Origin of the sequence: Methermicoccus shengliensis DSM 18856 (genome assembly GCF_000711905.1) — an archaeon.
Lineage (GTDB): Archaea > Halobacteriota > Methanosarcinia > DSM-18856 > Methermicoccaceae > Methermicoccus > Methermicoccus shengliensis.
Genome location: NZ_JONQ01000013.1, coordinates 22334 through 45032, shown reverse-complemented (window position 1 = coordinate 45032; position 22699 = coordinate 22334). Strand labels below are relative to the sequence as shown.

General features: G+C 56.1%; 29 protein-coding genes. 10 read left to right on the top strand and 19 right to left on the bottom strand.

All coding sequences use genetic code 11. The features are described from left to right. Positions 1 to 288: 288 nt before the first annotated feature. The gene (locus BP07_RS05510; RefSeq protein ID WP_211247066.1) at positions 289 to 666 is read left to right on the top strand and encodes a 30S ribosomal protein S8e; all 378 of its coding nucleotides are present in this window, start codon (positions 289 to 291) and stop codon (positions 664 to 666) included. A 14-nt stretch (positions 667 to 680) separates the two neighbouring features. On the opposite strand, the gene BP07_RS05505 is transcribed toward BP07_RS05510, so the two are convergent. Beyond that, the gene (locus tag BP07_RS05505; protein WP_042686716.1) at positions 681 to 1745 is read right to left on the bottom strand and encodes a glycosyltransferase family 2 protein; all 1065 of its coding nucleotides are present in this window, start codon (positions 1743 to 1745) and stop codon (positions 681 to 683) included. Positions 1746 to 1833: 88 nt separating this feature from the next. On the opposite strand from BP07_RS05505, the gene BP07_RS05500 reads away from it, so the two are divergent. Further along, positions 1834 to 2769 carry a mechanosensitive ion channel family protein gene (locus tag BP07_RS05500; protein ID WP_042686714.1) on the top strand — a complete coding sequence of 312 codons (936 nt, stop codon included), beginning with the start codon at positions 1834 to 1836 and terminating at the stop codon, positions 2767 to 2769. A gap of 2 nt (positions 2770 to 2771) precedes the next feature. On the opposite strand, the gene BP07_RS05495 is transcribed toward BP07_RS05500, so the two are convergent. The 10 genes from BP07_RS05495 to BP07_RS05450 are packed head-to-tail and all read right to left on the bottom strand — an operon-like array spanning position 2772 to position 7454. Next, a complete protein-coding gene (locus BP07_RS05495) occupies positions 2772 to 3278 on the bottom strand; it encodes a cob(I)yrinic acid a,c-diamide adenosyltransferase (protein ID WP_084174130.1) in 507 nt (168 codons plus the stop codon). Positions 3279 to 3292: 14 nt separating this feature from the next. Next, positions 3293 to 4279, bottom strand: a complete 987-nt coding sequence (ftsY, locus tag BP07_RS05490; protein ID WP_338045904.1) for a signal recognition particle-docking protein FtsY — start codon at positions 4277 to 4279, stop codon at positions 3293 to 3295. Beyond that, positions 4276 to 4713, bottom strand: a complete 438-nt coding sequence (gene pfdA / locus BP07_RS05485) for a prefoldin subunit alpha (protein ID WP_052353277.1) — start codon at positions 4711 to 4713, stop codon at positions 4276 to 4278. The genes ftsY and pfdA overlap by 4 nt, the downstream gene beginning before the upstream one ends. Before the next feature lies 1 nt (position 4714). Continuing rightward, the gene (gene rpl18a, locus BP07_RS05480) at positions 4715 to 4900 is read right to left on the bottom strand and encodes a 50S ribosomal protein L18Ae (RefSeq protein ID WP_042686711.1); all 186 of its coding nucleotides are present in this window, start codon (positions 4898 to 4900) and stop codon (positions 4715 to 4717) included. 12 nt (positions 4901 to 4912) lie between these two features. Next, positions 4913 to 5596 carry a translation initiation factor IF-6 gene (locus BP07_RS05475; RefSeq protein WP_042686785.1) on the bottom strand — a complete coding sequence of 228 codons (684 nt, stop codon included), beginning with the start codon at positions 5594 to 5596 and terminating at the stop codon, positions 4913 to 4915. Positions 5597 to 5606: 10 nt separating this feature from the next. After that, positions 5607 to 5867, bottom strand: coding sequence for a 50S ribosomal protein L31e (locus tag BP07_RS05470; protein WP_042686709.1), 261 nt, complete (start codon positions 5865 to 5867; stop codon positions 5607 to 5609). A gap of 9 nt (positions 5868 to 5876) precedes the next feature. Beyond that, positions 5877 to 6029: a 50S ribosomal protein L39e gene (locus BP07_RS05465; RefSeq protein ID WP_042686707.1), complete on the bottom strand. Its 153-nt coding sequence runs from the start codon at positions 6027 to 6029 to the stop codon at positions 5877 to 5879. Next, positions 6026 to 6634, bottom strand: a complete 609-nt coding sequence (locus BP07_RS05460) for a DUF7411 family protein (protein WP_042686706.1) — start codon at positions 6632 to 6634, stop codon at positions 6026 to 6028. The genes BP07_RS05465 and BP07_RS05460 overlap by 4 nt, the downstream gene beginning before the upstream one ends. Then, positions 6634 to 6990 carry a DNA-binding protein gene (locus tag BP07_RS05455; RefSeq protein ID WP_042686783.1) on the bottom strand — a complete coding sequence of 119 codons (357 nt, stop codon included), beginning with the start codon at positions 6988 to 6990 and terminating at the stop codon, positions 6634 to 6636. Before BP07_RS05455 ends, BP07_RS05460 begins: the two co-directional genes overlap by 1 nt. Further along, complete coding sequence (locus BP07_RS05450) at positions 6984 to 7454, bottom strand: 30S ribosomal protein S19e (protein WP_042686704.1); 471 nt, start codon at positions 7452 to 7454, stop codon at positions 6984 to 6986. Before BP07_RS05450 ends, BP07_RS05455 begins: the two co-directional genes overlap by 7 nt. Positions 7455 to 7578: 124 nt before the next feature. Here BP07_RS05450 and BP07_RS05445 point away from each other — a divergent pair, with 124 nt between their 5' ends. The 4 genes from BP07_RS05445 to BP07_RS05430 are packed head-to-tail and all read left to right on the top strand — an operon-like array spanning position 7579 to position 10461. Then, on the top strand, positions 7579 to 8568 hold the full coding sequence (locus tag BP07_RS05445; RefSeq protein WP_042686702.1) for a DUF128 domain-containing protein: 990 nt from the start codon (positions 7579 to 7581) through the stop codon (positions 8566 to 8568). After that, positions 8552 to 9034, top strand: a complete 483-nt coding sequence (locus BP07_RS05440; RefSeq protein WP_169736252.1) for a GNAT family N-acetyltransferase — start codon at positions 8552 to 8554, stop codon at positions 9032 to 9034. The genes BP07_RS05445 and BP07_RS05440 overlap by 17 nt, the downstream gene beginning before the upstream one ends. Continuing rightward, the gene (locus tag BP07_RS05435; RefSeq protein ID WP_052353276.1) at positions 9027 to 9743 is read left to right on the top strand and encodes an endonuclease V; all 717 of its coding nucleotides are present in this window, start codon (positions 9027 to 9029) and stop codon (positions 9741 to 9743) included. The genes BP07_RS05440 and BP07_RS05435 overlap by 8 nt, the downstream gene beginning before the upstream one ends. A 49-nt stretch (positions 9744 to 9792) precedes the next feature. Continuing rightward, positions 9793 to 10461, top strand: a complete 669-nt coding sequence (locus BP07_RS05430; RefSeq protein WP_042686699.1) for a DUF5612 domain-containing protein — start codon at positions 9793 to 9795, stop codon at positions 10459 to 10461. A gap of 111 nt (positions 10462 to 10572) precedes the next feature. Here the strand turns inward: BP07_RS05430 and BP07_RS08395 are convergent, their stop codons facing one another. Together BP07_RS08395 and lysA are read right to left on the bottom strand one after the other, a co-directional pair. Then, positions 10573 to 11238, bottom strand: coding sequence for a methyltransferase domain-containing protein (locus BP07_RS08395; protein WP_169736251.1), 666 nt, complete (start codon positions 11236 to 11238; stop codon positions 10573 to 10575). Positions 11239 to 11285: 47 nt separating this feature from the next. Then, on the bottom strand, positions 11286 to 12575 hold the full coding sequence (gene lysA, locus BP07_RS05420) for a diaminopimelate decarboxylase (RefSeq protein WP_042686697.1): 1290 nt from the start codon (positions 12573 to 12575) through the stop codon (positions 11286 to 11288). Between the two features lie 85 nt (positions 12576 to 12660). On the opposite strand from lysA, the gene BP07_RS05415 reads away from it, so the two are divergent. From BP07_RS05415 to BP07_RS05405, 3 genes are read left to right on the top strand one after another with little or no spacing between them, the layout of a single operon-like run. Then, complete coding sequence (locus BP07_RS05415) at positions 12661 to 13302, top strand: MBL fold metallo-hydrolase (protein ID WP_042686695.1); 642 nt, start codon at positions 12661 to 12663, stop codon at positions 13300 to 13302. A 5-nt stretch (positions 13303 to 13307) separates the two neighbouring features. Continuing rightward, positions 13308 to 14474 carry an ArsA family ATPase gene (locus tag BP07_RS05410; protein WP_042686693.1) on the top strand — a complete coding sequence of 389 codons (1167 nt, stop codon included), beginning with the start codon at positions 13308 to 13310 and terminating at the stop codon, positions 14472 to 14474. Position 14475: 1 nt separating this feature from the next. After that, the gene (locus tag BP07_RS05405) at positions 14476 to 14670 is read left to right on the top strand and encodes a hypothetical protein (RefSeq protein WP_042686691.1); all 195 of its coding nucleotides are present in this window, start codon (positions 14476 to 14478) and stop codon (positions 14668 to 14670) included. A 1-nt stretch (position 14671) separates the two neighbouring features. Here the strand turns inward: BP07_RS05405 and BP07_RS05400 are convergent, their stop codons facing one another. From BP07_RS05400 to cobS, 3 genes are read right to left on the bottom strand one after another with little or no spacing between them, the layout of a single operon-like run. Further along, a complete protein-coding gene (locus BP07_RS05400) occupies positions 14672 to 15802 on the bottom strand; it encodes a nicotinate phosphoribosyltransferase (RefSeq protein ID WP_042686689.1) in 1131 nt (376 codons plus the stop codon). A gap of 3 nt (positions 15803 to 15805) precedes the next feature. Continuing rightward, positions 15806 to 16423 (bottom strand): NTP transferase domain-containing protein, encoded by a 618-nt coding sequence (locus BP07_RS05395; protein ID WP_042686687.1) that lies wholly within the window; start codon positions 16421 to 16423, stop codon positions 15806 to 15808. Continuing rightward, the gene (gene cobS, locus BP07_RS05390; RefSeq protein WP_157203102.1) at positions 16408 to 17220 is read right to left on the bottom strand and encodes an adenosylcobinamide-GDP ribazoletransferase; all 813 of its coding nucleotides are present in this window, start codon (positions 17218 to 17220) and stop codon (positions 16408 to 16410) included. Before cobS ends, BP07_RS05395 begins: the two co-directional genes overlap by 16 nt. Before the next feature lie 209 nt (positions 17221 to 17429). On the opposite strand from cobS, the gene BP07_RS05385 reads away from it, so the two are divergent. Beyond that, a complete protein-coding gene (locus BP07_RS05385) occupies positions 17430 to 19265 on the top strand; it encodes a sodium:solute symporter family protein (protein WP_042686684.1) in 1836 nt (611 codons plus the stop codon). A 3-nt stretch (positions 19266 to 19268) separates the two neighbouring features. On the opposite strand, the gene BP07_RS05380 is transcribed toward BP07_RS05385, so the two are convergent. The 3 genes from BP07_RS05380 to BP07_RS05370 all read right to left on the bottom strand — a co-directional run bounded on the left by BP07_RS05380 (position 19269) and on the right by BP07_RS05370 (position 22638). Beyond that, the gene (locus tag BP07_RS05380) at positions 19269 to 19541 is read right to left on the bottom strand and encodes a type III secretion system chaperone family protein (protein ID WP_169736250.1); all 273 of its coding nucleotides are present in this window, start codon (positions 19539 to 19541) and stop codon (positions 19269 to 19271) included. Positions 19542 to 19611: 70 nt separating this feature from the next. Then, entirely contained in the window at positions 19612 to 19911 is a 300-nt protein-coding gene (locus BP07_RS05375) for a type III secretion system chaperone family protein (RefSeq protein WP_042686681.1), read from the bottom strand. After that, the gene (locus BP07_RS05370) at positions 19912 to 22638 is read right to left on the bottom strand and encodes a UPF0182 family membrane protein (protein WP_052353274.1); all 2727 of its coding nucleotides are present in this window, start codon (positions 22636 to 22638) and stop codon (positions 19912 to 19914) included. Positions 22639 to 22699: the final 61 nt, after the last annotated feature.

Sequence of the window (22699 nt, the reverse complement as noted above, 5' to 3'; positions counted from 1 at the left end):
CTCTCCATGCCCTTTCAGACTTGGAAACAGTGGAAATGGCTGCCGTCCACTTGGCTTTTTACAAAAGCCAGCAAAATAGCGCATTAAGCGGCTTTTTACAAAAGCCGGCAAAACAGCGCATTAAGGGGGATGGCTGTGCCATCCCCCATAATCCACTCACGTGCCAGCTTCGTTAAGCTGGCTCATCCGTAAGCGGGTCAGCGTACCACTCACGAGAAGCAAAGCTTTAATAGGTATAACTCAGCTTGAAGGCTCGCTCATATTACTGTGCTGATGAGGTGAGGTATGATGAAATGGCAAGGCAAGTCCAAGAGAAAGCCCACTGGCGGAAGGCTCATCCTCTCAAGGGGCAAGAGAAAATATGAGCTTGGAAGGGAGCCCACCCACACGCATCTTGCACCAGAGAGAAGAAAGCGCATAAGGGGAAGGGGAGGCAACTACAAGCTCAGGCTGCTTCGAGGAGAGTTCGCAGTGGTGAGTGATGAGAATGGCAGAGCCAGAAAGGTGAGGATAGAGAACGTGCTCGAAAATCCAGCAAATGAGCACTATGTTAGGAGGAATATCATTACCAAGGGATGCATAATACTCACCGAGATTGGAAAGGCAAAGGTGGTCAGCAGGCCAGGGCAGGATGGCATTATAAACGCCGTTCTGCTAAATGAGTAGGGCTTGAGTAGGGCTCACCTTCCCCTGATGAGCCTTGCCATGTTGCGCATAAAGTCCATGAGCATGCCCATGTCCCTGTATCTTATGAGGTATAGCAGAGCCCACCTCGGAAGCACAGCCCCGAGCAGCAAGAGGTGATAGTAGTACACCCATCTGGGGAAGTTCCTCCTTATTAGGGTGAAGTAATCTGGAATGTTCCTGATGGATGTGAAGCTCTCCTTTCGCTTGCCCCTCGATATGCCCACCTTGTGCCATACCTTGGAGGAGGGCACATACACCACCCTGTATCCCTCCCGCCTCGCCTCAACACAGTACTCCACATCCTCGTTGCCAAAAAAGTACTCTGGGTTCAGCTGGCGGGTGGGCTGGCGGGTGGCAAGCAGCGCTGTGCTGAGCATGATGGCACAGCCCGTGATCCAGTCCACATCCCGGACTTCATCATACTGCCCCTCATCCACCTCTCCGATGCCCACGTGGCGATAGAGCATCTCCCTCCACACATCAATCTTCCCCCCCGCAAACCACAGCACGTCTCTCCTGCCATCAAAATCGTAATAGTATATCTTGGGCCCCAACACTCCGATGCTCTCGTCCTGCTCTGCCACCTTCACGAGCTCGCTCAAAAAGCGCACATCCACGACGGTGTCGTTGTTGAGCAGCACCACATATTCTGGCTTTAGCACCTTTAAGCAATAGCGGATGGCGATGTTGTTGCCCTCGGCAAAGCCAAAGTTCCTCTCGTTCTTTATCAGTATGAGACGTCTCGATGGTGGAATGGAGCCTGTGCTCTTTGCCACTCCAAGCTCTGCCTCCTCTCTGGTGTACTCTATGAGGTGTATGGGCTTGTTCTCCCAAGAGTGCTCAAAGAACATCGAGTTCACCTTTATCCTGCCCTCACAGTACTCCCTTATCATCTCAACCGATTCATCAACAGAACAGTTGTCCACCACTACCACATCATAACAGGGATAGTCTATGCGATAGAGGGACTCGAGGCACTCGATGGTGTCCTGCCAGCCGTTCCAGTTCAGAATGATGATGGCCACGCGGGAAGTGCGAACGGGCTCTCGTGCACCCATGATGTGGTAAAGAGCGTGAGCGATACTTAACCCTTTAGCAGCTGCTCACGCCAAAGACTATATACATAAAAGCCAAGGGAAAAACGGGATGATATCACTGCTGGAAGCCTACATCTCCGATATCGCAAACGGCACCCTCGTTCTCAGGCTAATAGTGGCCGCCATTGGCCTCGTAGTGATGTACATACTCGGAAGGCTCGCATCCAAGGCAATCGACAGACACTATGAGGCGCTCGTGGATAGGCTGGGTGAGCGGGGCGTGAACATCACGGCGGTAAACCTGATGAGGCGCATAGTCGTCCTATCCATATACCTCATGGGCCTCATGTTCATCATCTCGCTCTTTCCCTCCCTGAATTCCATCTCAATAACGCTGCTCGCTGGTGCTGGATTTGCCGGCATCGTGGTGGGCTTTGCTGCCCAGAAGGTGGTGGGCAACCTACTCTCTGGCGTGGCAATAAGCGTCTTTCAGCCCTTTCGAATAGGAGACTACGTCACCATCCAGGGAGAGTATGGCAGGGTGGAGGATGTCAACCTCCAGTACACAATCATCCAGACATGGGAGAACAAACGGCTGGTCATCCCCAACGCCGTGATCAGCGAGCAGACGATACAGAACTGGACGATTGGGGAGCCTCCAGTGTACTGGACGGTGGACGTGGGGATAAGCTATGACTCTGACATAGACCTCGCGAGGAAAATCATGCTGGAAGAGACCCGCAGGCATCCAGACGTGATGGGATACGAGCAGCTCGCAAGGTATCGCAGGGGGCTGGCACACGGCGATGATGAAATACGGGTGAGAGTGATAGAGCTTGCAGATTCCGCTGTGGTCATGAGGGTGGGCTTTTGGGTTAGAGACCGCCCCACGGCATTTGCCACTGGATGCGACATACGGGAGGCCATAAAGAAGCGCTTCGATGCAGAGGGCGTGGAGATTCCGTTCCCATACAGAACAATCGTGTACAAGATGCCCCGGCCAGAAAAGCTCAAAGAGGAGCTGGGAGAGGGGGGTGCGTCGTAGCCTCAGGGGTGCTTGATGTCCAGTATCTCAGAGACCACGTCTGCCCTCCTCACGAGCTCCACGGGCGCATATCTGCCCGTCAGGATGACCGCCATGTCCTCTGGAAGCTCATCGAGCAGCTCGAGCACCTCATCCACGCCTATGAGCCCAATGTGGCATGCGAGGTTTACCTCGTCCAGTATCAGCATATCTGGCTGCTCGATTTTTGCGAGTTCCTTTGCCCTCTCGAGGGCAGTGTGGGCAAGGTCTCTATCCTGCTGGGAGGGGTTCTCCAGATCCACCCATCCGGGTCTTCCACACTGATACACCTGAAAGTCTGGATACAGCCTTTGCTGGATGAGATATTCCCCTGTTCTGTTCCTGCCCTTCATGAACTGCACCATCACCACCCTCTTGCCCTCCCCCACGAACCTGATGGCTCTGCCCACGGCAGCGGTGGTCTTGCCCACCCCCGTTCCCGTGAACACATATATCCTTGCCCCTCTCAGCTTTGCTCCTTCGCCTTCCATAGCTACCTCCAAAACTACTCAAATATCCTGTCGAGAAGCCACTCGGCATCAAAGGGCACGAGGTCATCGTAACCCTGTCCAGTGCCCAAAAAGATGATGGGCTTTTCAGTCTCGTGGGCAATCGAGATTGCAGCCCCACCTTTGGTGTCGGCATCTATCTTGGTGAGGATGGAGCCATCAAACCCCGTGGTGGCGGCAAACTTCTTTGCTCTCTCCACCGCATCGTTGCCAGCCGTTGCCTCATCCACGAACAGCGTCAGGTCAGGGGGTGCCACCCTGCATATCTTTGCGAGCTGCTCCATCAGGTTCACGTTGGTGTGCATCCTGCCCGCAGTATCGGAGAGCACCACATCCCTGTGCTTCGCCCTCGCATACGCCAGTGCATCATACAGCACAGCAGCGGGGTCTGCCCCCTCCTGATGCTTTATGAGCTTCACCCCGAGCCTGTCCGCATGGGTCTGGAGCTGCTGTATCGCCCCTGCCCTGAACGTATCTCCAGCAGCGAGCACCACTGAATAGCCCCTGTCCATGAGGTACTTGGCAACCTTGGCAATCGTGGTGGTCTTCCCAGTGCCGTTCACACCCACAAACAGGATGTGCACGGGCTTTTCGTGTTCTTTCACAAACGCATCGAAATCAAAGTGCTCTATGGTGAGCACCTCCTCCATGGCCTGCCTCAGGGCATCCTCCACGAGCCCGTGCACACTCTCTCCGATACCTCTCTTCGTGCCCACCAGTCTCTCCTTCACGCTCGCGCATATCTTCTCTGCCACATCGAAGGCAACATCGCTCTCCAAAAGCAGGAGCTGAAGCTCCATCAGCACATCATCCACTGCCCCTTCCGAGATCACCACCTTGCCCTCGAGCAGGCTTTTGGCTTTATCTCTAAGACCCACCTTGGGCACGCGGGGCGGTTCTTTCTCAACTGCCTCCTCAACTGCCTCCTCCAGGGAGGAGGTTAGCTTCTTTAGCTTCTCCTTTAGCGAGCGGAACATCCTCATACTCTCATGTATCTTTCGAGCACCGAGCCAATCTGCTGCATCTGGCTCGTGATGCTGGCGAGGGTGGTGGTGCCTGCCTCATAGTTCTTCGAGAGTGCCTCCTTCCTGCGCTCGAGATATGCCCTGGCCTCATCCAGTGGTCGCTCTATGCTAAAGCCTGCACCTATACTCACCACCACTGTATCGCTCCTTTCCAGCGTTGCCCTCATCATGGCTCCCGAGCCCACTGGAACGAGCACCTCGGCTCCACCTTTTTCTTTCAGAGCATCCAGCCCGTCCACCGCCCTCTGAAGCTCGGCAATGGAGAGCCTCAGGATATCGAGCTGCTGGGCCATGGACTCTGCCTGTGCCCGAAGCTGCTGATACCTGATGTACATCTCACTTATCTCCTCTTTCGAGGGGGCACCCTGTTCACCCTGTTCACCCTGTACCATGTTAGACCTCCTCTACCTCGCGAATCTTGATGAGGTTCCTGTTGAGCTTGTGGTTGCTGCCTATGGTGGAGAGCACCTTCTCGATGGCGTTCTTCTCGTTCTCGCACTCCACGAGCTTGGTGAACCTCTCCCACTCAGTTCCAGCCTTGAAGCTTCCCACTACCCTAAATCTCTTTACAGGCTTCATAACGCCACCTCTCTATTCCACAAACTTGAGAGCCCTCTCGATTCTCCCGAGCTCAAATCCCGTGGTATCGCTACCCGCAAGATAGCCCTTGGTGTTGGCTATTATTCCCGCTCCCACGAGGCTTGAGCCAAAGTTCACGGTGCCCACATCTGCTGGCACCTTCAGCACGTCCTCAACAAGGGATACTTCGCTGCTCGTGGCTCTTGGATGGACGAGTGCGCCCTCGTTGGTGGCAACTGCCGCCATTCCCACCGTGAACAGCCCGCCAACGGTGCCCCTCACCACCCTGACGCCGAGCGTCTCCTCTATGAGCTCGATGGAGGTGTCGGATAGCTCTGGGTGAACGAGGGCACCGTGGTCGTTGGCAAGCACGATGTTGCCGCATGCCGTCATCCTATCGTGCAGGCGCTGTACAGCACACCCCGTGGCTCTCTCCAGCATGGCCACCTCCTCGTCTGATGCAAAGCGAGTGAGCACAATCCCAGAGGAGTTGGCACATGCAAGTGAGCCCACCACCACGCTGGAGCCAAGCGTAATCTCCACCACCTTCACACCCAGCCTCTGCTCAAGCTTGTGCACCACCGCCCTCGGGGAGGGGCACACGAGGACATACTCCTCGGTGCATCTTGCAAACACCCCTATGTTGGAGCTGCCCTCCAGAGATAGCCTTCTGGCCTCAAGTGCCCTCTCATCCATGAGCATACCTTTACTCTGCAAGCTCGGCCTCGAGGGTGCCGTCCTCGAACTTGACTGCCCTCACCCTTATTCTGGATGGGGGTTTTTGGATTCCGCGTTCCCACACCCTGTGATTTATGCTGGGGTCGAGCCTTATGTGCTCCAGAGGAGTCTTGGTATGTCTTGAGAGAAACAGGTAAATCTCCTTTATCGCCCTGTTCGCCCTCTTCCATCTGGGCGCCTTCTTGGCATCCCTCAGCGGAATCGTGTACACTCTCTCGTCCTCTGCCATGCTCCCACCTCACTTGTCGAGGGTCGTTCTTCTCCAGTGCCTGCGCTTTGGATGGGTGCGAACCCTGCGGTTTGTCCTGAGGATCACCCACACTGGCACTCTCGAGTTCTGCTTAGCAGCCTTTGCCAGCCTGAGCTTTACACCCTTCGTGACCTTGCTCATTCAATTCCTCCCTTTCTCATTCCTATCACATGTGATTGCACGTGGTGCTGGGGGAATATCCTTCCCACGGCAGAGGGGCCTCCCATCTCCTCCACCATGGCACGCAGCTCCACCTCGTAATCGGCCTTGCGCACCTGTGGACTCTCGCCCTGCTCGAACTCGAAGAGTGTGCGGGCAAGCTCATTTATCGTGGAGCTTCCAATCCCCCAGAGAGGGCACATATACTGGATGCCGAGCCTGTCCTCCAAGCTCCTCGCCTCCGATATCGTGAGCTTGGGCACCCTGTCGTCCCTCCGTGTGCCATCTGCTATGCGTGTGACGCCCAGCGACGAGAGCAGCTCTATGGAGCGCACATGGATGTGCTGAATCGCCCTGCTGGGATGGCCGTCCTCGAGACACATCTGTGCTGCTTCCTCCACAACATCGCTCGGAAGGTTCACCACCCTGTGGCTCATCCCAAGCGCGCGAGCACTGTCCCTCGCATGCACCCATGCATCACATACCCCAAAGCTCACCGTTATCAGCTCCACATCGAGCAGGTGTGAGAGCATGAGCCCAGCGAGGGAGCTGTCCTTGCCCCCGCTGAACAGCACGGCTACCTGCATCACTTTCTCGTTATCCTGAACTCTCGCTTTTTGGGCTGGAGCTGGAGCAGCAGTGCCTTAATCTGCTTGTCGGTGAGCTTTGCCTGAATCCTGCCACTCTGGGCGAGCGCCACCAGCTGTGCCTCAAGCTGGGCGACGAGCTCTGGCCTCGTGAGCCTGAGTGTGCTCAGCCTCTCCCTTGCCTCTGGTGTGAGTATCGTGCGCAAAATGGCTTGCTTGCGTGCCTCCACCTCAGCACGTAGCTGCTCCTCCCGTGCGGCAGCCATCTGCTCCCGCATCTGCTGCTCCTGAAGCTGGGCAAGCCGCCTTCTTTTCAGCTCCTCGAGTTCATCGTCCCCCATATTCCACCTCAGCAGTACCTCTTTAGCTCCGACCTTTCGACCAGTATTTCCTGCATGACCTCGTAGGCAACGTTGTCCAGAAGGGACCTCCCCTTCGGGCTTATTGCCCTTCCGCGCTCGGTGCTGACGACCAGTCCCGCTGCCTCGAGCTGCTGGAGGGCATGCCTTATCACCGAGCCGCTTCCTTTCGCAAACTTCGGGGGACGCACCCCCCGCCTGTGCCTTCCTCCATAGTACGTCCTCAGCCGAGACACACCCACCTGTCCATCCACGTACAGCCTCCTCAGCAGTGAGGCACATCTAACGTACCACCAGTCTGGGTCGTGGGGGGAGAACTCCCTATGCACCCCTGTCTTCACATACGCTGCCCACTCGGGAGGCTCTATCCTATATCCAGCCTCCCCGAACTCGCCCTCCTTCAGCTTCTTTGCGAGGGCCTCTATGAGCTTTCCCGCTGGAACGTCATAAACCGTGACCATGTGTTCACCCAGTGCGAGCCTTCAAGTTGGGGTTGAATGCGTATCTTGATATAAAAGTGTTGTGTATGAGGTGTCGTATATTGATGCATTGATGCGAGCCCCATAGTGAGGTGTGCCATCGGCGATGATATCCACTGACCCACACGTGCAAAAAAAGGTGCTCGAGATACTGCACATAATCAGAGAGAGCAGTGGCTCTGTGGGTGCTGGAAAGATAGCGGATAAGCTCAGGGAGAGGGGGTACGAGATTACCGAGCGGGGTGTGGGATACTACCTGAGACTGCTGGACGAGATGGGACTCACGAGAAAGGTGGGACATACGGGCAGGACAATAACCTCACGAGGGATACGAGAGCTCGAGGAGGCTCTGGCAGTCCACAGAGTGAGCCTCACGCTCTCGAGAATAGAGGAAAAGGTGTACATGACCAACATCGACATCGACTCCGGAAGGGGAGATAGTGTGGTCAACGTCACCTACATCCCCAAGGAGGCTTTTGAGCGAGCGTGGGACTTGATTCGAAGGGTGTGCTCGAGCGGGTTTGTTGTGTGCAGGCGGGTTGGGATAGAGGATGAAGACTCCGAGGTCGTGCACGTTCCGCCTGGCAATGTGGCCTTGCTCACCGTGTGCAGCATGACTGTGGATGGAATACTGACCAAGCACGGCATTCCTGTGGACACTCAGTATGCTGGCACGCTGTACGTCAGAGATGGAGAGCCCCAAGCGTTCGTGGAGCTTATAGGCTATGGAGGGGTATCCATAGACCCCATGAGGGTGTTTCTTGCAAGGCACACCACGTCGGTGCTCTCGGCACTCGACGGCAATGGGATAGTGCTCGCAAACGTCAGGGAGGTGCTGTGCACCAGTGTTGAAAAGACGAAAGCGGTGCTCGCCAAGGCACAGAGAATCGGCATCGGGGGTGTTGTGGGCTATAGTGAGAGTGGAAAACCCTATCTGAGGGTGCCCGTGAGGGCGCGCAAGGTCGCACTGCCCATATATGCCGGAGTCAATGTGGGTGCAGCCCTCAAGGAGGGGGGCATTGAGGCCGAGACATACCCAGTGTATACAGTGCTGGATTACGGCAGGCTAAGGGATGTGGATGATGCGGTGGGCTGAACATAGGGACCTCGAGGCAATCGTGGAGGTGCTAAAATGCGCGGATGATCTGTTCTTTCCACCCCTCTCCAGCCGAAGACGGGGCATCGAGGAAAGAGTGATGGAAGTGCTAAACGACGAGAACTCTGGCTATCTGCTCTTTGAGGAGGATGGAAAGTGCGTGGGGGTGGCAGGATACACACTCGGGAAGAATGGACGGGAAGGTGCATACATCAACATGCTGTGTGTTGTGCCCCATGCACAGGGCAAGGGAATTGGGGGGTGCATGCTGGACTCGCTGGAGCAAAGGCTGTATGAGATGGGGGTGAGGAGCGCATGGGTGTGCACATGGTCCACCAACGAGCGGGCGCTCACCTTATACCTTCGAAGGGGGTACACCATAGAGAGGATTATGGAGCACCACAGGGCAAGAGATGTGCACACAATCGTGCTATCCAAGCCTCTTGGAGGGATGGGCGATGGATGAAGATGTGCTGCTCCCATCCTCGAAAAGCAAAGAGTCCATGCTGAAGGCACAGAGGCTGGTAAGGGAGCACGTGAGGCTCGATGATGAGCTCGGGGAGGTGAGGAGGGTGGGCGGAGTTGACTGTGCATACACGTCGTACAACACGGTGGCTGCATGCGTGGTGCTCGATGCCCGCACATTTAAGGTGGTGGAGAGTGCATGGGCGATGGCTCCCACAGAGTACCCCTACGTGCCCACATTTCTCGCCTTCAGGGAGTGCAGGGCGTGTGCGAGGGCAGTCCGCTCGCTCGAGGCTGTCCCAGACGTGCTGTTCGTGGATGGTGCTGGAGTGAACCACCCCCGCATGGCAGGTCTCGCATCCCATCTTGGTGTGCTTCTCGACCTGCCCACCATCGGAATCACCAAAAAAGTGCTGTGTGGTACGGCACGCACCCCCACAAGAGTGAGACAATCCCACCCCCTACTTTACGGGGGGAAGGTGGTGGGCCATCTCGTGCTCACGAAGGCGAGATGCAAACCCATCGTGGTGGCGGCTGGACACAGGACGACCCACGAGAGGGCTCTGGCACTCTGCCTCGAGATGCTCGATGGCCACAAGCTTCCAGCCCCCATAAGGCTGGCAGATGCGATGTGCAGACAAATCAAAACACACTTAAACACGAATACAGATAATGAGCGTGGCGATAGGTGGCTGAGGTGGCGTTTTTAGAGCAAGTGACCTCTCCCCCTCGCTTCGCAAGGAGAAGTGAGGTAAGAAGATGGTAGATAGGATGGCAATCAACATACTGAGCCGTGATGAAAAGGGTCTGCTCAGAAACATCACGTCTGCCATATTCGAGCATGGTGGAAACATCACCTATACCCAGCAGTTCATCATCGACAGGGGCAAGCACAGGGGAAAGGCCGACATCTATATGGAAGTCGAGGGAATAGCCCATCCAGAGCAGCTGGTGGAGGAGCTAAAAAGACTGCCCACCATAGAGGAGGTATCACTACACGCTCCTCTCGAGCAGATATATGGCGGCAGAGTCATCATCATAGGAGGGGGGGCACTCGTGGCGCAGGTTGCACTGGGAGCAGTGACCGAGGCAGACAGGCACAACATAAGGGGTGAAAGAATCAGTGTGGACACCATCCCGCTCGTGGGAGAGGAGGCAATTGCAGACGCCGTGGGAGCAGTCTCGCGGCTTCACAGGGCTCAGGTGCTCGTGCTCGCTGGCTCTCTCATGGGTGGTAAGATTACCGAGGAGGTGGAGAAGCTCAAGGAAGAGGGAATACCCGTGATAGCCCTCAACATGGCTGGGAGCGTTCCCGAGCACGCAGACCTCGTGGTCACTGACCCCATACAGGCTGGAACGTTTGCAGTGATGCACATAGCCAAGACCGCATCCTTTGATATCGGAAGGGTGAGGGGGAAGAGGTTTTAGGAGTAAGGAGTAGGAGGAGGGGAAAACCGCCAAGGGTCGGCGGTGTCCCATGGCTTTAGAAAATTTTTTTGTGTTAAATAAAACTTATTTGTTTGTGGGTGGTCATTGTATTTAAAGATTGCGCTTATTAGCTGCTTTGGGAGGCTGTGCTGTCTTCCTTGCCACCACCGCCTCTGCTATCTGAAAATCCCTGTAGAACAGCACCTCGCATCCCCTCTCCAGTATGTGGGGCAGCAGGTCGGCTCCCCTCGCCCTCCATGCCCACGAGTAGAACCTGCTAAACAGTCCCATGGGGTCGAGGTATCTCTTCGTTCGCTTAAGATGCACGAAGCTCATCGTCCCCCCGACCTTGAGCACCCTCAATGCCTCGGCGAGCACCACCTCCGGTGCGTCCACTGTGTCCATTCCATATGTGCAGAACACGGCATCGAACGCCCCATCGGCAAAGGGCATCCTCTGGGCCATGCCCTGCACTAAGGAGAGCCTGTGCTGCCCCCTGTTTCTCATGGCGTTGATACGAAGGGTTGCTCTGGACACATCAAGCCCCACCACACAGCCATCCTCCACGTACCTTGAGAGCAGCTTGGCGTTTCTCCCCGTTCCCGTGCTGATATCGAGCACCCTCGCGTCTCTTCCAAGTCCAGTGAGGGAGAGGAGGCGCTTGCGGTAGTACTGCTTTATACCCAGCCACAGCACATCGTCCAGGTCATACAGGAAAGCGAGCCTGTTGTAGTGCCTCCACGTCTTTCTGATCTCCTCATAATCAGCGGCAACCATCTGAAAACCCCCATGCAGTGATGGTGTGAGCTGCCACATGCCACATCCTACAACAGCCGCTCTGGCAGGAGCTGGTTTGCGAGCAGATCGTCCACACCCTCCGCCCTTCGTATCAGCTCAGCCCTGCCATTGCTCACGAGGACCTCCGCGCATCTCGGACGTCCGTTGTACTGAGAGCTCATCGAAAAACCGTATGCTCCGGTATCCAGCACTGCGAGCACGTCCCCTCTCTCGATGGCGGGCAGCCACCTGTCCTTTGCCAGTATATCGCCGCTTTCACATATCGGTCCCACGATTGTGTACTTTTGTGCTGCTGGTGCGTCCGCCTTGTTGGCCACCACCACGTGATGATATGCATCGTACATAACGGGCCTCACCAGCAGGTTGAAGCCCGCATCCACGGCCACGAAGCTGGCATGGGCATGCTTTATAGTGTTCACACGCACAAGCAGCACTGTGGAGTCTGCCACCACATATCTTCCTGGCTCAAGGCACAGGGTGGGCGAGATGCCAAGACGCTCGCACTCCTCCCTAAAGATGGGGAGCACGGCACGTGCGAGGTCAGATGGTGAGGGGGCAGGTACCCGCTTGTCATATGGAATGCCAAGTCCAGAACCGATGTCCACGAACTCGAGCTCGATTCCCAGCTCACCCACCTGCTCCACGAGGGTCATCATCCTCCGCACAGCCTCAGCAAAGGGCTCGGTGGACAGTATCTGCGAGCCTATGTGACAGTGGATGCCCACGGGAACGATGCCAGGAAGGGACTGGGCAAGCTCGTATGCCCTTCTCACGTGCTCATGGGGTATGCCAAACTTGGAGCTTCTGAGGCCAGTGGCAATGTTGGGATGGGTCATGGGGGAGATGTCGGGATTCACACGAAACGCAATCCTGACCTCGCTGCCATGCTCGTGTGCTATGCTGGAGAGGCGCTCTGCCTCCATCTCCGAGTCCACGGAGACCATCACACCGCTCTCCACCGCTGCCAACAGGTCATGGTCGCTCTTGGAGTTGCCATTGAACAGTATTTTCTCCCTCGGGATGCGGGCGAGCAGCGCCAGATACAGCTCCCCTGCCGAAAACACGTCTGCCCCCATCCCCTCCTGAGCCACAATCCGCAAGATGGCAAGGTTGCCGTTGGCCTTTACAGCATACAGCAAATGTGCCTCTGGAAATGCCCTCTGTATGGTGCGGATGTTCTGCCTTATACGCTGCTCATTACTCACATACAGGGGGGTGCCAAAGCGCTCTGCGAGCTCCACACAATCCACATCCCCAATGTGAAGATGCCCATCCCTAACCTCCAGATGACCTGCAATCTCGAACTCTGCTGGCATTGATGCTGGATTTCAAAAAGCAGTATATAGGGCTTTGCACCCACCTTTCAAAGGGTTTTTATCCTCATCCCCGAGAGTAGTAAGCATGTCCAGCACTACCTATGAGAACATAGAGATCACATGGCTTGGTCATGCCTCCTTCAGGCTGAGCGGTGTCGGGAAGGTAATGTACATCGACCCATACGTGTTGGATGATGAGCCCCCCATGGCCGACATCGTGCTCGCCACCCACGAGCACTACGACCACTGCCCTCGCGACAACATCATGCGCATCCTCAGGGAGGACGGCGTGGTGATTACAACGAGGGGGTGTGCAAGCTCCCTTGTTGGCATTCAGTGCCGCAGGGTGAAGGACGGTGATGTCATTGATGTCGATGGCGTGAGGGTGGAGGCAGTGCCAGCATACAACATCGGCAAGCCCTTTCATCCAAGAGGGCTCGGTGTGGGCTTCATCATAGAGATGGGTGGTGTGCGCATCTACCACGCTGGCGATACCGACCTCGTTCCCGAGATGGAAAATGTGAGGGCAGATGTCGCCCTTCTGCCCATAGGGGGCACATACACCATGAGCCCCACGGAGGCTGTGGAGGCTGCGTGCAAAATCAGCCCCAAGGTGGTCATTCCCATGCACTACAACTACCTCTCAGGTCTCGAGCAGGACGCCCATAGCTTTGCGCTACAGCTCAAGCAGCGCGCCCCACATATTGAGGTGAGAATACTCGAGTGAGTGACATGAGGACGATACTGTACACTGGCAAGGGAGGAGTGGGCAAGACCACCGTGTGCGCTGCCACTGGAATACGGTGCGCAGAGCTTGGCAAACGAACGGTGGTCGTGTCCACCGACACCGCCCACAGCCTCTCAGACTCCTTCGATGTGGAGCTGCACGACGAGCCCACCAAGATAACGGAGAACCTGTGGGCAATGGAGGTCAACCCCATCGAGGAGCTGAAGAAAAACTGGGGTGCGATTCAGGACTACTTCATGACGTTCCTCAGGGCCCAGGGCGTGGAGGGAATGGAGGCAGAGGAGTTCATACTGTTCCCGGGGATGGAGGAGCTCTTCAGCCTCATGCGGTTAAAGGAGTTCGATGAGAGTGGAAGGTTCGATGTGGTGCTCGTGGACTGTGCCCCAACGGCAGGAACGCTGCAGTTTCTGACGTTCCCAGATGTGATTGAGTGGTATATGGAGCACCTGTTCGACATAGAGCGCAAGGCAGCAAAGGTGCTAAGGCCAGTGACCAAGCATGTAGGCATACCGCTTCCAGAGGACAGTGTGTTCGACTCGCTCGAGGACGTGTATGAGCAGGTGAGGGCGTTTGCCAGCATCCTCAAGGACCCCTCGAGGACCACCATCAGGTTCGTGCTCAATCCAGAGAAGATGGTGATCAAGGAGACCCACAGGTTCTACTCATACCTCTCCCTCTACGGGCTCACGGTGGATGCCGCCATAGTGAACAGGGTGATTCCCCCAGAGGAGGCAAGAGAGGGGTACTTTTCCAAATGGGTGAGGCTGCAGCAGGAGTATCTAAGGCTGATAGAGGAGTCGTTTTCGCCCCTTCCCATCTTCAAGGTCAAGCTGTTTGAGAGGGAGATGGTGGGCATCGAGATGCTGAAAAGGCTGGCAGGAGAGCTGTACGGCGATGTGGACCCCACGGGGGTGCTGCACACCGAGCCCCAGTTTACAGTATCCTCATCCGATGGGACGTACACGCTGAGAATGCACCTCCCCTTTGTCACCAAGGAGAGGGTGGAGCTCTTTCAGAGGGGCGAAGAGCTCGTGGTGGTCGTGGGTACATACAAGCGAATAATCGCCCTTCCGACCACGCTGGCGGGCAGACGTGCCACAAAGAGCACCCTCAAGGATGGAATACTCGATATAACGTTTGTGGAGGGATGAAATGGAGAAAGAAAGGACAGAATGCTGGCAGCTGTGCCCACTGTGCTGGCTTATAAACACGGTGTACAGCCCAGAGGCGGCAAGACATCTCAAGAACGCCAAGAGGGAGATGCTGCTGGCACTTAGGGCAATGGCCGCCAAGCAGCTGAGTGAGGAGAGGAGGGAAATCAAGAGGATAGACATCGAGGAGGAGTGAGTTACTCCCTCCCGCGGAGCACCTCGAGCTGTGAGAGCAGGTGCTCTCTCGCATCGTGATGGTTGCTCTGGATGAGTATCCTGCCATCCTCCATCACCTTTTCGAGCACTGGCTCCATTCCATCCACGTGTGCTCCAAAGGGCGTAATCCGCCCCTCAAGCGTATCCCAGTTCCTCCACACCTGCTTTCTTCCACCCCATTTACCCCGCTTGGCACACGGCACACCCTCTTTTTCCACGATGTCGAGGGCGAAGTCTATGGGAGGTGCTGCAGACACGCTGGTGCCCACCCCAAAGCCGTCCACAATGTCGGCAAGCTCTGCCACCGAGTGTTCGTCCATGCTTCCGCTGACGAATATGCCCACATGTGAAAAGCCCCTGATGTCGAGCTCATACCTCACCTCCTCCACTATCCTACGGATGTTTCCTCTTCTGGACGAGGTGGTGTCCAGCCTCACAGCGCTCAGCCTATCCCCAAGTGTCTGTGCCGCCATGATGCTCTCCAGCTTCTCGTCCCAGTACGTATCGCACAGACACACCCTTGGCACGTCCTCCTCCAGCACCTCATCGAATGCCCTCCATGCCGCCACCTGATCCCCAAAGCATATGATGAGGGAGTGGGGCATCGTGCCGCTCGCTGGAATGCCGAGAGCCTGTGCAGCACTCACGTTGCTCACACCATCCATGCCCCCAATCCATGCACTGCGCTCCACCACGTGGGCAAGGGCGGGATGCACCCTCCTCGTTCCAAACGAGATCACGGGCTTATCCCCGGCAGCCAGCTTGATACTCGCCGCCCTCGAGGCAATGCCGCTCGCATGGCACAAGAACCCCAGCAATGGGTTCTCATAGCGCGCGAAGGAGAGGTATCTTCCCACGATGTACAGCACGGGCTCCCTTGGATAGAATATTGTGCCCTCCCGCATGGCATACACGTCGATGGGCAGCCCCTCGAGAAGCTTGAGGGCATCGTGAAGTCCAGCAAACACGTTCAGGTTCGTGGACGAGGATGTCACCTCGGCAACCACGGAGGGGTTTACCCCCTTCTCCTCGAGAACTCTCTCGGTCCTGATAAAGTACACATCGGTGGTCCTCCCAGCTTTTATGTCGTCCTCTGATGGCATCTCAAACATGGCTCAGCACCTCTCACCCCTTTCCCTCAGCAACCTCTCAGCTATCACAACATCCTCTGGACGATTGATGTTCATGGCAGCGTCCTCCCTCTCCACGATGAAGTGAAAGTCCTCCTGCTCCTCCTCGATGTAATCCGCATCGAGTATGTTGATGCCGCTGGGCACGATTAGCTGCCCATTGTAGTTGAACACCGTGTCGGGATATATGCCAAGCCTCCTGCACAGCTCAAGCGGAACGTGCACCGAGAGGGCTCGGCTGCCGCACTCCATGTATTTGCCTATCACGAGGTCCACGAGCTCGGTGTTCATGAGGGGAAGGTCTCCCATGGTCATGAAGAACGGTCCCCTCATGTTCGCCCTTCTGACTGTGTGCCGCATATCGGTGATGTAGCCTCTACCTTCCGCAGCCAAGACGTGCACCTCTGGGTAGTGCTCCTCTATCCACCGCTTGGTGTTGGGCACGTTGGGGGATGTCGCCACCACCACCCTGTGGATGTGTGTGCTCGCCACCACGGCATCGAGCACCCTCTGCACGAGGGGCTTGCCGCACACCACGAGTATCGGCTTTTCTCCCATCCTCAGGCGGGTTCCAAGCCCCCCAGCCATCACAAGAGCCTCCATGCACCACCTCCCACCGCTGCGCCAACGCCCATGCACAGCAGTGCCGCAAGCCTTCCAAGCTCGTTGGATGCCCCGAGCACATCACCACTCACCCCCCCAAAGTGGGCACTTGCCCTGTGCACCACCATCACCGAGGTCAACGTGGCTGCAAGCACTGCAATGATGCCCACCATGCCCGCGATGAGGGCTCCAATGAGCACGCTGAGCACGAGAGATGTCAGAAGACTGGAATATCCCGTGTGCCTTACGAACACCGAGCCGAGCCCCTCGTGCAGTGGCGTGCCCATGGCCGCCACGCCCACCATGGTGTGCTTGGCACACACCTCTGACACCGTGAGGGCAGCTGCAAGCACCAATGGACTCACACTCTCCACAAGTGTGAGCAGCACGGCATACAGGGCGATAAGATACATCACCACGTATCCCATCCCACCCACGCCAATGGAGGTATCCTTCATGGCACTCACCTTCTTTTCCCTTGCCCCATGGGCAGTCATCCCATCTCCAAGGTCAGAGAGCCCGTCGAGGTGGTTGAGGCCACACAAAAAATATATGGCGTACATCACGGCAAGGGGCATGAGGGGCGTGGCTGCCTCTGGAAGAAGATGTGCCACTGCGCCAGCACATCCAATGAGCGCCCCGAGCACAACTCCCACGGGCACAAACACAAACATGCGCTTGGATAGAGCATCCACATCTGCATCAGAGCACCTGACGGGAATTGTGGAGAGCACCCCAAAGCCGGCTCGAAAGGCATCCACAAAGCCACTCATCGACATCCCAGCGTAGATACTCAAGCCAATGTGCCATCACTTAAATAATTTTTCAATTTTTCAAGTCCTCGGGTGTCGGAGAGCGTACCCCCCCCCTTAGGTTTCATCGTTGGCGTTGCCACCCAGGGGTGAGGTAATTATAAACAAAAATGCGAAAGGTATAAGTTAATCGGTAGGATGTGTGCTCAATACAACGATTACAGTCCACAAAAAGCGCAAAGGGTGTGTGTACAATGAATGGTTATCACCTGTTTCTGATGGGATTTGCTGCCTACATCCTGCTGCTCGTGGCCATAGGGCTGCACTTTGTGAGAAGACAGAGGGACATGGTGGATTTCTGGATAGCGGGCAGGCAGGTCGGCTGGCTCAACGTGGGCTTTTCTGCAGCGGCCTCATGGCTCACCGCTGGGGCGATGCTGTTCGTCACTGGGCTGTTTGTGATACGCGGCGTGGGCTCGATGTGGCTCTTCGTGGTGCCCAATGTGCTCGCCCTCATCGTGATTGCCCTTCTCACCGGACGCATCAAGCGCCTTCCCACCATCACCCAGCCAGAGCTGCTGGAGATGCGCTACTCCCCCCTGCTCAGAGCTCCCATTGCCGTCTTTATAGCCATGATGATGGTGATGTTTGCAGTCGCCGACTTCAAGGGCTTCTCATACGTGCTCTCAGTGTTCTATGGCGTGCCCGAGGTATATGCAGTCCTCCTAATGGCGGTGGGCGTTGCGATATACACGTCCCTCGGCGGCTTTAGAGCAGTGGTATGGACTGATGCCATCCAGTTCGTTCTACTCGCACTTCTTGCCCTCGTGGTCGCCCTGTTTGCGTGGAATGTGGCTCCCCACCCCATCCCAATGGCAACCATTGAAGAGAAATGGTGGAATCCCCTCTCGCTTGGCAGTGTGAGTGCCATCATCATAATGCTCATCGCCCTGCTGCCCGGGTGGATTACAGAGCAGGACACATGGCAGAAGGTATGGGCTGCGAGAGATGTGAAGGAAGCAAGAAGGGGAATGCTTTTTGGCGCGCTCCTCATGGGGCTGGTGTTCATGAGCCTGTTCATCACCGCCATGGCATTCAGGATGCTGTATCCCGTGCCAGCGAGCGAGCCAGAGAGTGAGAGGCTCTACCTGCAGTTCATCCTCACCAGCACACCCCCATGGTTGCTCCCTCTGTTCGCCCTCGGGTTTGCAGCAGCAGCCATGTCGTGCACAGACACCTTTGCCACCTCTGGAGCATCGTGCATCTCGAGGGACGTGTACCAGCGATTCATGCACCCAGATGCCCCCATGTCGAGGATGCAGATGATAAACCGCATAGTCGTGGTGGGCATAGTGGCGTGTGCTGCCATAATCTCGCTCTTTGTGGACAGTATATTCGACGCCATCGTGATGGGTACGGTAATCGGCTCTGCCTCTGTGTTCTTCCCCCTGCTCGGTGGTATATACTGGAAGCGCGCCACAAAATGGGGTGGATTCTTTGCAATGGTGCTGGGTGGTAGCACGCAGGTGGCGCTGCTGCTGCTCGAAGCTCTCATGGGGATACCGCTTGAAAGCATAAACCCCCTGCTCGTGGAGCATGGGGTGCTGCTCTCACTCGGTGTGAGCATGCTCTCGTTCGTGGGCATCTCGCTGGCAACGAGTCCAACGAGTGCGATAAACCTCGCTCCCTTCTTTGAGGATGTGGCAAGGAGGCTGTCTGGCGCGCAGCACGTGCTGGTCTCTGAGGACGAGTACAAGGCATTTCTCACCATGCTCGAGGAGAAGAGGCTGGGAGACGTGGTGTACATGCATTACTCCCTGCACCTTCCAGAGCCCATAGACTGGGGCGCCCTCGTCTCCCGTCTGGTGCTCAAGGCAGGGTGGATCGCCCCCACGGGCGAGGATACGGTGTACCGTCTCAGTGGCGATGACCTGCTCTCCAGCATACAGGCGGTCAGGGGAAGGGAAAACGAGATATGGCTTTCTGTGGAGTACCCCGTGCACTCCACGCGTGATTACAGGAGAGAGATGTTCAGCGCCATCCAGGACATCAGGAGCACTCTTGGGATGAGGGGAAAGGGCGTCGAATAGACGCTACACATACCCCCTGGATGAGGGGGCTTCTCTCCCCTCACCACTGAGCTTGGTGGCAGCGTACTCGTGGATGAACACCGCCATGTTGAGCAGCCTCGTAAAGCACCTCATGAACTCTGTCTTCGTGAGACCATCCTCATACAGCTCGTATCCCACCGCAAACCTCACGTTTCCCCCCTCCTTCAAATCTGACATGTACACACACTCTGGAAATCTCGAGCACAGCTCCATCCTCAGGGTTCCCACGGGCTCTGTTCCCCCCTCCTCAAACAACTGATACATATGCTGGGGCATGCTCAACAGCTTACCGAAGCTGGCACGTGAGTGGATTAATGGGGTGTGGCTAAGCCACACCCCTTAATGCGCTATTTTGCCGGCTTTTGTAAAAAGCCGACGTGAGTGGATTATGAGGGGATGGCTGTGCCATCCCCCTTAATGCGCTGTTTTGCTGGCTTTTGTAAAAAGCCATCGAGAGGTAGAGCGTTATCTTATCTGGTCTCCCCTTCTCCTGAACGATTGTGAACTGCACACCGCTCATGTGGACGATGCCCATGCTGAGCTCGAGCTTTGGGTCATCGTGCACCACCACCCCCAGCCCCTCCTCGCCAAGCCACCGCTCGAGCCTCTCTCTGACTGACTGCATCTACTTCCCCGTGGTCTTTAAACTCCCCTCTATCTCGCTCAGCAGGGAGTCCACGTTCTTCATCGCCACTGCATACCCCTCGAGGTCCCCCCTCTCCAGCTTCTCTCTGGCAACATCGTATGCCGCGATGAGCTCTGCGAGCAGCTGGTCGAGGGTGGGCTTGCCGCTCTCCCGTGGAGCGACGGTGACGTTTTCAGCCCCGATTGCCGCCTTCACAGCCTCCTCGAGGGTATCCTCGAACGCCACCCGGTCTCCATATACCGCGATGACCTTCTTCAGCTCTGGCAGGCTTCCCTGCTCAGCAGCTATATAGAGGGGCTCTATGTATATAATGGTGCCATTGATGGGTATCACCAGCAGGTTGCCCCTTATCACGCTGGAGCCCACCTGCCCCCACAGTGTTATGCTCTTGGATATCTCCTCATCTTGGTCTATCCTTGCCTCCACCTGAAACGGTCCGTAGATCAGCCTGTCCTTCGAGAACTTGTAGAGAATGAGCTGCCCGTACCTGGGCGGGTCCTGATTCACTGCCATCCACGCAATCATGTTGTCCTTATTCACGGGCGTGAAGGGCATCATGAGAACAAAGTCCACGGACTTGTAGCCCGGTAGCTGAAGTATCAGGTTGTATGGCTCCACCTCCATCACATTCTGCTCATACTTCTCCTTGGGTATCTGCCACCTGTCTTCCTTGTTGTAGAACACCACGGGGTCCTTCATGTGATATATTCTGTACACGTTGAGCTGGACACGGAACAGCTCCTCAGAGTACCGCAGATGGGCCCTGTATGAGGCGGGCATCTCGGCGTACGGCCTGAACACCCCGGGATATATCCTCATGTACGTCTTGAGGATTGGGTCCTCGTTCATCACGTAAAACTCCACAGTGCCATTATAGGCGTCCACTATCGCCTTCACGCTGTCCCTGATGTAGTTGAAGCCCCCAGAGGGCTCTGAGTATGGGTAGCGGTCGGAGTGCACGAACATGTGCACCATCCACTTCACCCTGCCCTCGTCATCCAAAAACACGTGGGGGTTGGGGTCGGTGTAGAGATATGGAGCGATGTGCTGGGTGCGCTCTATCACGTTTCTCCTGATGTGAAGCCTTGAGCCATCGGTGATGTAGTTGGATGTGAGCAGCTTGAGCTGGCCAAGATAGATGGTGGCTGCGAGCCTATTCAGCCCGCTAAGCTGTATGCCACCCGTTCCCTTATATGTGGTCTGAACATTGGAGTCGCCGAGCGGATAGTCGAACTCCTCCCTCAGGGTGTTGGTGATGATGTAGTCGTTGGTAACCTCCCCATAGTAAATTCTGGGCTGGCTCACATTGAGCCCCATGGTGCTCACCGGAGGGATGTCCTTGATGTAGAACACGGGCCCACCCTCTGGGGCCACTTCGGTCACGGGCGACATCACCACACCAAACCCATGAGTGAATATGAGGTGGCGGTTGAGCCACGTGGCTGTGCCTATCTGGGAGGTGTACATCTCCCTTGCCCCAATCCACACCTGTGTATATTTGCCATTCACGTAGTACCTGTCCACATCGAGCGAGTTGAATCCATAGTATGTGCGTATTGCCTGCTTTTGTCGGTACACGGCTGTGAGGGGACGGTAATCCCACAGCCTCGCATTGCGTATCGAGGGCGAGCTTATGCTCTCTGGGGTGAGGGTGTCTGAGACGTTGTACTGCTGCTCCACTATGTGGGTGAGCCCATATGCCTCGTTGGTCATCTCTATGTTGTGCTCTATGTACTGCTCCTCCAGCGTGAGCTCATTGGGAGACACCTGATACGCCTGCACTATCCCAGACACCACGCCGCCCACTATGAGTATTCCCAAAATCACAGCCACCGTGATGCCCACTATCGAGAGGGTGCCCTTATGGGTAAAGCCCCCCTCCTCACCCCCTGGTGCCCTGTACCACAGCACTGCTATGCCGCTGACCACCAGCACCAAGGAGATTAGCACGGGAATGTACTGGTTCACGTGCACATCCACAAACCCTGCCCCATACACCACTCCTGTGGAGCTGTACAGTATGTCGTATCTGGCAAGATACACCCTGAACGCCAGCACCACCATGAAAAGGAAATAGCCCACCTTGAAGAATGAGGGGACCATGGAGGCATCCAAAATCAGCCGCCTGTTCGTGATGAGCAGCACGAGGGCCGAGCCCAGAAGGGAGAAAAAAAGCAGCATGAGGACAAAGTTGAAGACTATACTCAGGAAGGGAAATGTGAAGACGTAGAGTGAAAGGTCATGATTGAATATGGGGTCGCTCACCCCGAAGGGCTCCTGATATAAAAACCTGAGCACTGTGTCCCAGTTGCCCATCATGGAAAGGGCGAACAGGAAGGAGAGCAAGAGCGCACCCCCCAGCAGGAGGGGCTTCATCCTCTCCAGCACCACCTTGACCTCCGCAACGCCCTCCTCTGGAAATCCAAAGAGCCCTTCGATTGCGGGATTTGCCCACTTTGTGGTGGCAAGCACCCTTTTCCTCGAGAGCACCCAGAAGGCGTACATCACTCCCAAGGAAAGGGCAAAGGATGCTAAGAAGAGCAGCGCCTTTGCATACAGCCTCACGAAGAACACCTGTGCATACCCGAGGGAGCGAAACCACTCGTAATCTATTAGCAGACCGCTGAGATACGGTATGCCCACGATTAATGCCAAGAATAGGATGGCTGCGCCTGTAAGTTTCAAATGACCACTGCTCATGCTCATCCCTCATCACACCCTCAATGAAGATTCTCTCTTAATACTATTTAAACTTTGGATTGGGCAC

What these genes read in the sequence shown, in the direction of transcription:
- pfdA (WP_052353277.1), bottom strand. Translation starts at nt 4,713, where the DNA reads ATGGTACAGGGTGAACAGGGTGAACAGGGTGCCCCCTCGAAAGAGGAG.
- lysA (WP_042686697.1), bottom strand. Translation starts at nt 12,575, where the DNA reads ATGCCAGCAGAGTTCGAGATTGCAGGTCATCTGGAGGTTAGGGATGGG.
- BP07_RS05410 (WP_042686693.1), top strand. Translation starts at nt 13,308, where the DNA reads ATGAGGACGATACTGTACACTGGCAAGGGAGGAGTGGGCAAGACCACC.
- BP07_RS05465 (WP_042686707.1), bottom strand. Translation starts at nt 6,029, where the DNA reads ATGAGCAAGGTCACGAAGGGTGTAAAGCTCAGGCTGGCAAAGGCTGCT.
- ftsY (WP_338045904.1), bottom strand. Translation starts at nt 4,279, where the DNA reads ATGAGGATGTTCCGCTCGCTAAAGGAGAAGCTAAAGAAGCTAACCTCC.
- BP07_RS05460 (WP_042686706.1), bottom strand. Translation starts at nt 6,634, where the DNA reads ATGCAGGTAGCCGTGCTGTTCAGCGGGGGCAAGGACAGCTCCCTCGCT.
- rpl18a (WP_042686711.1), bottom strand. Translation starts at nt 4,900, where the DNA reads ATGAAGCCTGTAAAGAGATTTAGGGTAGTGGGAAGCTTCAAGGCTGGA.
- BP07_RS05495 (WP_084174130.1), bottom strand. Translation starts at nt 3,278, where the DNA reads ATGGAAGGCGAAGGAGCAAAGCTGAGAGGGGCAAGGATATATGTGTTC.
- BP07_RS05440 (WP_169736252.1), top strand. Translation starts at nt 8,552, where the DNA reads ATGATGCGGTGGGCTGAACATAGGGACCTCGAGGCAATCGTGGAGGTG.
- BP07_RS05405 (WP_042686691.1), top strand. Translation starts at nt 14,476, where the DNA reads ATGGAGAAAGAAAGGACAGAATGCTGGCAGCTGTGCCCACTGTGCTGG.
- BP07_RS05430 (WP_042686699.1), top strand. Translation starts at nt 9,793, where the DNA reads ATGGTAGATAGGATGGCAATCAACATACTGAGCCGTGATGAAAAGGGT.
- BP07_RS05385 (WP_042686684.1), top strand. Translation starts at nt 17,430, where the DNA reads ATGAATGGTTATCACCTGTTTCTGATGGGATTTGCTGCCTACATCCTG.
- BP07_RS05475 (WP_042686785.1), bottom strand. Translation starts at nt 5,596, where the DNA reads ATGGATGAGAGGGCACTTGAGGCCAGAAGGCTATCTCTGGAGGGCAGC.
- BP07_RS05500 (WP_042686714.1), top strand. Translation starts at nt 1,834, where the DNA reads ATGATATCACTGCTGGAAGCCTACATCTCCGATATCGCAAACGGCACC.
- BP07_RS05470 (WP_042686709.1), bottom strand. Translation starts at nt 5,867, where the DNA reads ATGGCAGAGGACGAGAGAGTGTACACGATTCCGCTGAGGGATGCCAAG.
- BP07_RS05435 (WP_052353276.1), top strand. Translation starts at nt 9,027, where the DNA reads ATGGATGAAGATGTGCTGCTCCCATCCTCGAAAAGCAAAGAGTCCATG.
- BP07_RS05395 (WP_042686687.1), bottom strand. Translation starts at nt 16,423, where the DNA reads ATGGAGGCTCTTGTGATGGCTGGGGGGCTTGGAACCCGCCTGAGGATG.
- BP07_RS05445 (WP_042686702.1), top strand. Translation starts at nt 7,579, where the DNA reads ATGATATCCACTGACCCACACGTGCAAAAAAAGGTGCTCGAGATACTG.
- BP07_RS05370 (WP_052353274.1), bottom strand. Translation starts at nt 22,638, where the DNA reads ATGAGCATGAGCAGTGGTCATTTGAAACTTACAGGCGCAGCCATCCTA.
- BP07_RS05400 (WP_042686689.1), bottom strand. Translation starts at nt 15,802, where the DNA reads ATGTTTGAGATGCCATCAGAGGACGACATAAAAGCTGGGAGGACCACC.
- BP07_RS05505 (WP_042686716.1), bottom strand. Translation starts at nt 1,745, where the DNA reads ATGGGTGCACGAGAGCCCGTTCGCACTTCCCGCGTGGCCATCATCATT.
- BP07_RS05415 (WP_042686695.1), top strand. Translation starts at nt 12,661, where the DNA reads ATGTCCAGCACTACCTATGAGAACATAGAGATCACATGGCTTGGTCAT.
- BP07_RS05450 (WP_042686704.1), bottom strand. Translation starts at nt 7,454, where the DNA reads ATGGTCACGGTTTATGACGTTCCAGCGGGAAAGCTCATAGAGGCCCTC.
- BP07_RS05375 (WP_042686681.1), bottom strand. Translation starts at nt 19,911, where the DNA reads ATGCAGTCAGTCAGAGAGAGGCTCGAGCGGTGGCTTGGCGAGGAGGGG.
- BP07_RS08395 (WP_169736251.1), bottom strand. Translation starts at nt 11,238, where the DNA reads ATGGTTGCCGCTGATTATGAGGAGATCAGAAAGACGTGGAGGCACTAC.
- BP07_RS05510 (WP_211247066.1), top strand. Translation starts at nt 289, where the DNA reads ATGAAATGGCAAGGCAAGTCCAAGAGAAAGCCCACTGGCGGAAGGCTC.